Annotated in this window: 4 protein-coding genes; all 4 read left to right on the plus strand. The window is 49.0% G+C overall.

What is annotated here, in order from left to right:
• Positions 1-200 precede the first annotated feature (200 nt).
• Genes DW917_RS15745 through DW917_RS15760 form a run of 4 tightly spaced genes read left to right on the plus strand, consistent with a single transcriptional unit; the run spans position 201 to position 7,562 of the window.
• Positions 201-3,329, plus strand: a complete 3,129-nt coding sequence (locus DW917_RS15745; protein ID WP_118120247.1) for a SusC/RagA family TonB-linked outer membrane protein — start codon at positions 201-203, stop codon at positions 3,327-3,329.
• A 34-nt stretch (positions 3,330-3,363) separates the two neighbouring features.
• The gene (locus tag DW917_RS15750; protein ID WP_118120249.1) at positions 3,364-4,848 is read left to right on the plus strand and encodes a SusD/RagB family nutrient-binding outer membrane lipoprotein; all 1,485 of its coding nucleotides are present in this window, start codon (positions 3,364-3,366) and stop codon (positions 4,846-4,848) included.
• 53 nt (positions 4,849-4,901) lie between these two features.
• Positions 4,902-5,381, plus strand: a complete 480-nt coding sequence (locus DW917_RS15755) for a hypothetical protein (protein WP_118120251.1) — start codon at positions 4,902-4,904, stop codon at positions 5,379-5,381.
• A 24-nt stretch (positions 5,382-5,405) separates the two neighbouring features.
• Positions 5,406-7,562 (plus strand): calcineurin-like phosphoesterase C-terminal domain-containing protein, encoded by a 2,157-nt coding sequence (locus DW917_RS15760; protein ID WP_233524788.1) that lies wholly within the window; start codon positions 5,406-5,408, stop codon positions 7,560-7,562.
• The last annotated feature ends 64 nt before the right edge of the window (positions 7,563-7,626 follow it).

The following is a 7,626-nucleotide window of genomic DNA, read 5'->3' on the forward strand; positions in this document are numbered from 1 at the left end:
AATAAAAAGGGGTGCGTCACAGACTTATGACACACCCTCTTGTGACTATTTGGATCATACCTAACACCACTTGTATTATTTTCTTTACCTCATTGAAAAGGAAAACACAAACCTTTGCAATACCCATGTAACATCATCCTCGTACCTTTGCATCGGAAACAAAAGGATTAGTTTCTATATTTAATAATAAGGTATAAAAAATGAAAAGACAACGTATCAACCAGTACTTCTTGGCAATGTCATTATGCTGTATGTCGGGGAGTGTGTTTGCACAGTCTACACAGACAGACAAAAAACCGATGCAGAAGCAAGAATCGGACAAAGGGAAAAAGAAGGCTAAATCAAAGTTCAGCGATGATCCAATTGAACTCAATAACGTCGTGGTAACAGCTTTGGGCATCAAGCGTGAGGAGAAGAGTTTGGGCTATTCTACGCAGACTGTTAGCGGCGATGACATTACGGCTACCATGCCAACCAACTGGTCACAAGCCTTGCAAGGTCAAGTTGCTGGTTTGAACGTGGTATCGGCAGGCGGCCCACTATCTTCCACCCAGATTAATCTGCGAGGCAACGTATCCATGAACATGGATGGCAACGGAGCCTTGATTGTTGTGGACGGTGTGCCTCTCTCCAGCCCAATGAACAACCCTGGTGGTTCTTACGGAGCTGGTGGCAACTCGGAGGGTTCCGTGGATTACGGTAATGGATTTTCCGACCTAAACCCAGATGACATAGAGAGCATCCAGGTACTTAAAGGAGCCTCTGCCTCTGCACTTTATGGTGCCAGAGCTGCCAATGGTGTCATCATGGTCACCACCAAGTCGGGCAAGAAAGCCAAGAAGGGACTGGGCATCAGCTATAGCTTCAACAACACATGGGAACGTGCAGCTCACTTCCCTGACTACCAATATGAGTTTGGACAAGGTGTGGCTAAGAACATCGGGACCAAAGGAACTGCCTGGGAGGGACAACAATATTATTCTTACGGCAAGGGTGATGACGGTTTGGCAAGTACAAGCGGTACCAGCTCTGCCTTTGGTGCTCCTTTTGAGGGACAGATGTTCTACCAGTATAGTCCTGAGAATGAGGGACGTGCTGACGAGGCGACCCCTTGGAGACCCTACAAGAACAACCATAGCGACCTGTTCCAAACTGGCCACACCATGACCAATGCCATCGCCCTCACTGGCAACAACGGCACTGGCAACATGCGCCTGTCTCTCACCCATAGCAAGAGCGAATGGATATTGCCCAACTCTGGCTACGAGCGACTGACGGCAGCCTTCGCAGGCTCACAACAGATTTCCAAGAGGGTGAAAATCAATGCTCGCATGAGTTATACCTATCGTGATGTAAAGAACACACCACAGCTCACCTATAACTCCAACTCTCTGAGCTACTTCTTGATTTTCATGAATCCAAACTTCAACCTGGATTGGTTTAAGCCGATGTGGTACAAGGGGAAAGAGAACATCAAGCAGATACGCCCATTCTCTGGCTATCTGCCAAACCCACACGTTTTGCTCTACGAGGCAACCAACCCTGCCAAAAAGCATAGCTTCAATGGCAACATCTCTGCCAATTTCACCATCAACCGCTTCCTCGACTTGCAGTTGCGCTCCGGTATGCAAGCTACGGCACAGCAACAAGAGCAGCATCGTCCTTGGGATGACAAGGTATATCCAACAGGATTCTTCAAGAAGCAGAACATCTTCGACTACGAGGTCAACTCTGATGTCCTGCTTTCATATCACAACAGCTTCGACAATGGATTCAATGTCAATGCCTCTGTAGGCGGTAACATGATGCAATCATACTATGACTTGCTCTCAGCCTCCGTCACAGGTCTGAACACTCCGGGTGTCTACAACCTTGCCAATGGAGTGTCGTCTCCACTCGCCAACACCACCATCCGCAAGAAGCGTGTCAACTCTCTTTATTTCATGGCAAACCTTGCCTATAAAGACATGCTCTTCCTGGATCTGACAGGTCGTAACGATTGGTCATCCACACTGCCAAAGCAACACCGTTCCTTCTTCTATCCATCGGTCAGCCTCAGCGCAGTGGTCAACAGCATCGCCAAGTTGCCATCATGGATTCATCTCTTGAAGGTACGTGCCTCTTGGGCACAGGTGGGCAACGACACCGACCCATACAAGACATCTCCTTACTATACAACGAGCGATTTTGCAGGTGCCTTAGTCAAGCCAAGTACCCTATACAACGCAGACTTCAAGCCAGAGATGTCAAGCAACTGGGAGGGCGGTTTCGACTTCCGAGTATTGGGCGGCAGATTGGGTTTGGACATGACCTATTATTACAACCGCACCAAGAACCAGATATTGAATGCGCCTTTCGACCCAACCACAGGATATACCAAAGGAACCATCAATTCTGGCTGCGTAAGCAACCGAGGCGTGGAACTGGTACTTCGTGGCACCCCTATCAAGACCCGAGACTTACAATGGGACTTGACAGCCACATGGTCAACCAACAAGAACAAGATCGAATCGCTCTCTGACTTTGCAGACGAGCGACAGATTCTCGGTTCCTATGTCAGTGGCAACGTGAGCATCATCGGCACCAAAGGTGGCACCACTGGTGACATCTGGGGATATAAGTTGAAGCGCAATCCACAGGGCGAGGTCATCATCGATGCCACAGGCTTGCCTGCTCGCCCATCAGAGATAGAATATGTAGCGTGTGCCCTGCCTGATTGGGAAGGAGCCTTCAATACATCCGTGAAATACAAGAACTGGTCGTTTGCCATGCAATGGGATGGAAAGGTAGGTGGAAAGACCTACTCGCAGTCACACCACAAAATGAGTGAACAAGGTCACATCAAGGAAACCCTCAACGGAAGAAAGCCTGGCACCAGCCTCTATCTCGACATCGACAACCCAGACATCCAGGCACTCTTCAAGGCACAGAAGATAACCCCAGTGGCAGGTGTCTATTGCATCGCACCGGGTGTAGTGGACAATGGCGACGGCACCTACAGTCCTAACCAGAAGATTGTGACCATAGAGGCATACTACAAGGAGTATTACCGCATCGGCAATGTGGAGACCAACACCTTCGACACCAGCTATCTCAAGCTGAGAGAGGTGCGCATCGACTATAACTTGCCAAAAAAGTGGCTCAAGAACACATTCATCTCCAATGCCACCGTGGGCTTATATGGTCGTAACCTCCTCTGCATCACCGACTATCCGATGTACGACCCTGAGACTGCCTCACTCGACGGCAGTTCATTCGTAACAGGCGTTGAGGTGGGTACTCTCCCTACCACTCGCTCTTATGGCATCAACCTCAAGGTAGATTTCTAAAACATGTATAAGAATAAAGATAAATATTGATTCGATGAAAAAGATATTCAAAAAGATAGGGGTACTCTTGGCTGTACCCACCCTGTTGCTGACCGGCTCATGTGAGTCGATGGACAACACCAACGTAGATCCAACCCGAATGAACTCAGCCAATGCCGGAAGTTTCATAGACCCTGTCATCTACGGCATGGGTACCTATACCTGGACCCGCTACAACAGCTGGACATTTCAGTTGATGCAATGCATCGTCACCACCAATTCTACCAGTGGCGTGGGATGGTTTAAGGTGAGCGATACGGCGGGCGATGGTGTGTGGTCCAACTATTACAAATGGAACACCAATGCCAAAGCTATCTACGATGAAGCCGTGAAGGTGGGCGACCCCAACTATCAAGCCATCGCCACCACCCTACGCTGCTGGATATTCGAGAACACTACAGATGCTTTTGGAGATATTCCTGTAGAGGAATCATGCCGTGGCGAGGAAAAGCTATATAATCCAAAGTTTGAGACTCAAGCTGACGTTTATCGCTATATCAACAACCAGTTGGAAGAGGCCAACTCGCTCTATGAACCTAAAAAGGGACTCCATTTCAACACCAATGGCGACAAGATGTATTGCACCAGCGGATCCGACCAAGAAGGCATCCTGAAATGGAAAAAGTTCACCAACTCGCTCCGTCTGCGTGCCCTCCTCAGAGTGATAGACTCAGAACAACTGGGCGACCTGGCAAAGACAGATATCAAGAAGATATTGAGCGATCCAACCACCTACCCAGTGTTCGACTCCAATGACGACAACGCCAAGGTACACATCTCGGGCATCGCTCCAGACGAAGCACCGATGACTCGCCCATCCGACCTGTCATCCTACAAGTCGCTCTCCGAGTTCTTCATCAACCGTCTGAAGGAATGGAGTGACCCACGTCTGCCCATCTTCGCCAAGACTGCCACCAACAAGGATCCCGACACGGGACAGGACGTGAAGTCATACATCGGTCTGCCTAGCGGATATGACGTGGAGCCTACCTTCACTGCCTCAGCTCCCAATGCCGCCAACCTCGCAACAGCCCCCCAAGACATCCAATGCCTCACCTATGCTGAGGTGCTCTTCATTAAGGCTGAGTTGGCACAACGAGGCATCATCGAGGGCGATGCCAAATCTCTCTATGAGCAAGCCGTAACAGCAGCCATCACACAGTGGGGCGCAGAAGTGCCAGCCAACTATTTTGACAACGAGAAAGCTGCCTACGATGGAACCCTGAAAAGAATCATGGAACAGAAGTTCTACGCACTCTTCTTCACCGATTTCCAGCAATGGTTTGAATACAACCGCACAGGTTATCCCGACGTGCCAAAAGGTCCAGGCGTGGATGCCAATGCCCACATGCCATACCGTTTCAAATATCCAGCCATCTTGCAACGCATGAACCGAGAGAACTATCTGAAGGCGGTGGAGTCGATGGGTGGAGATGACTTCCAAACCAAACTGATCTGGCAAAAGAGGGCTGTCCTTTAAACAAAGGGCAAACCTTAGACAAAAAACGATTTTATAAAAGAAAGGAACATAAGATGAATGTAAAAAAGATGATTGCGACGGCAATGATGATGATGTCTGCCTTCGCTGTGTATGCACAAGATGCCCGAGACTTCACCCTTGAGGTATATGGTGGAGAGATTCCCAATGTGAAACCAGCTTTTGAGGAAGAGCATTTCTTAGGTGGAGAAATCACCAAGAAATGGAACACCTTCCTTTGCAACTATACCCATACATACGATGTGGAGGTAGGTTTGTCCTCCTCTGGCACCGAGTTTCGCAAGCCAGCCGTGTTCAAGGCAGTGGAGCGTGTCAACAAATATGTCAAGAAGAGACTGAAAGCACACACCATGAACCGTGACGAGGCGGTGAAAATCATGACCCATGTGTTGGATTGCGCCAACATCATCTGTCTGGAGAACGACACGGCAGCCTTAGAAGAGGCGGCAAGCGACACCAAGACAGGAGAAGAGGCAGTAACCTTCTTCAACCATATCCATCTCGTCAACGCTTAAACTCAAGAAAGGAAATCAGGCTATATGAAACAAATGGAACGTTTGGTGTCGCTCGCCTTCATGGGAGCGATGTGTATCAATACCTTGGCACAGGTTTCTTCCTCCTTCGTTTTCTCGGGAAGAGTGAAGGATGCCAAGGGCAATGGCGTGGCTAACGTAGTGGTAAACAACGGCATCCGATTCGTCAAGACCAATGCCAATGGCGACTGGTCCTTGCCTACCGACACCAACTGCTGCAAGTTTGTCAGCATCTCCACCCCAGCAGCCTATGTGCTCCCACAAGAAAAGAACATCGCCAAGGGATTTTATGTTCGTGTGGATGAATTGACACGCAATGCCAACAAGCACGATTTCACCATCGAGAAGAGAAAGAAGCCGGTCAACCAATTCTTCTACATCTCCATCTCCGACCCACAGGTAAAAACCCAGCATGACATGGATCGATGGAAGAGCGAGACCATCCAGGACATGAAGACTTTTGTGGATTCCATCAGCCGCCAAAGAGAAGTGGTGGCAAACACCTTGGGCGACCTCGTCTTTGACAATATGGACCTGTATGGTGAATATGCCGCCTCATTCGATGGCATCAATATGACCACCTTCCAATGCATCGGCAACCATGACTTCGACAAACGCTACCAAGATTTGCACAACATGCCGTTAGGCACACCTGTCTATGCCGAGCAATATTATCACCGATACTTCGGACCAACTAACTATTCATACAACATAGGCAAGGTACATGTTGTGACGCTCAAGAACATCAATTATGTGGGACATCGCAAATACCAGGAGGCCATCACTGGAGCCGACTTGGATTGGTTGCGTCAGGACCTCAGTTTCGTCCCTAAAGGCTCCATCGTGATACTAAACATGCACGCTGCCGCCTGGAACAAGATTGAGAACGAGGGCAACGTGAGACAGGCAGACGATCTTGCCGAAATTCTGAAGGGCTATCGTGCCCATGTGATGGCAGGACATACCCACTATTTCCAGAACAACCTGATGGATGAGAATCTCTTCGAGCACAACATCGGTGCAGCCTGTGGCGCATGGTGGAAGAGCCAAGTGAACCGATGCGGTGCGCCCAACGGCTACATGGTGTTAGACATTGATGGCGAAAACATAAAGTGGCACTACAAATCCACGGGGCATCCCCTCTCTTATCAGATGCGCATATATGGCAAGGGACAATTCCACAGCCAACCACAAAACATCGTGGCAAACATTTGGGATTGGGACCCAACCTGCAAAGTGGAATGGGAAGAAGATGGCAAACCTAAGGGTGAGATGCAGCAATTTGCGGACGTGGACGAAGCTTATGCCAAAAGCAAAGGTTACAAACAGGGATTGACCGTGACAGGTCATCTCTTCAAAGCAACGCCATCAATCAAGGCAAAGAGCATCAAGGTCATCTTCACCAACCACTTTGGCGAACGATATGAGCAAACGGTCAACATCACCACACCAAAAGTGAAGACACAAATCGTGGCACATCGGGGATTCTGGAATACAGTTGGTTCTGCCCAAAACTCCCTGACTTCACTGAGGAAAGCTGCCGAAGCTAAGGTCTATGGTTCGGAATGCGACGTGCATATCACTGCCGACAGCATCATCATCGTGAACCACGACCCAAAGATCAACAAACTCGTGATTGCCGACTCCAAGTATGAAGACCTGAAGAAACAGCTCCTATCCAACGGCGAGGAGGTGCCAACCTTGGAACAATATCTCACCGAGCTGAAGAAGCACCCTGAGATGCAACTCATCTTAGAAATCAAGAAGCAGCCTCTGCAACGAGACGAAGACCGCCTAACTATCAAGACGGTGGCTATGGTTCGTCAGATGGGAATGCAGAAGCAGGTGGAATACATTTCCTTCAGTCCTGCCGTCTGTACCTTGGTTCGCCAGTTGGATGCAGATGCCACCATCTACTACGTAGGAGGCAGTTATACCCCAGACGAAGTGAAGAAGTTGGGTTATCAAGGCATCGACTACAATTACAAGCTCCTCTTCAAGCACCCGGAATGGATAGAGGAGTCTCACGAACTGGGTTTGAAGGTAAACAGTTGGACGCCCGACGATGATTCCATCATCAAGAAGTTGGTGGATATGAAGGTAGACTTCATCACCACTGACAAGCCAGTAGAAGCAGGAAAGATAGCCCACTCTAAGAAATAATCTCCGTAACCGAGAATTGTAATAGGGGGTGTGTCATAAGTCTGTGACGCACCCCTTTTAATTT

Origin of the sequence: Prevotella sp. AM42-24 (genome assembly GCF_003461825.1) — a bacterium.
Classification (GTDB): domain Bacteria; phylum Bacteroidota; class Bacteroidia; order Bacteroidales; family Bacteroidaceae; genus Prevotella; species Prevotella hominis.

Excerpts from the sequence above, each read along its gene's own strand:
- DW917_RS15745 (WP_118120247.1), top strand. The coding sequence starts at position 201 with ATGAAAAGACAACGTATCAACCAGTACTTCTTGGCAATGTCATTATGC.
- DW917_RS15750 (WP_118120249.1), top strand. The coding sequence starts at position 3,364 with ATGAAAAAGATATTCAAAAAGATAGGGGTACTCTTGGCTGTACCCACC.
- DW917_RS15755 (WP_118120251.1), top strand. The coding sequence starts at position 4,902 with ATGAATGTAAAAAAGATGATTGCGACGGCAATGATGATGATGTCTGCC.
- DW917_RS15760 (WP_233524788.1), top strand. The coding sequence starts at position 5,406 with ATGAAACAAATGGAACGTTTGGTGTCGCTCGCCTTCATGGGAGCGATG.